Raw genomic sequence first — 259 nt, 5'->3', positions numbered from 1 at the left:
GCTAACCTGTACTAATTGCCCGTGAGGCTTAACCATACAACGCCTAAGTAGCTTTTACTTAGAAGTTGTAAGTTAAAGACTGACTAATTAATGAGTTAGAGTAGCGTTACTCTGATTGATGAAGATATCAAGCTTTCCGGAATTGTTATCTTAGTGATGTGTAAACATCATTAAGACAAAAGTTTATGCCTGACGGCAATAGCGACGTGGTACCACCTGAATCCATTCCGAACTCAGAAGTGAAACGCGTTAGCGGCGA

The 259-nt window shown here is 40.5% G+C and carries 1 rRNA gene; it reads left to right on the top strand.

The window, feature by feature from the left end:
- Positions 1-188 precede the first annotated feature (188 nt).
- A 5S ribosomal RNA gene (rrf, locus tag ACXAG2_RS20935) occupies positions 189-259 on the top strand; the annotation flags it as partial.

It is taken from the genome of Alteromonas sp. ABH4_456 (assembly GCF_056160645.1).
This window is presented reverse-complemented; position numbering and strand designations above follow the sequence as displayed.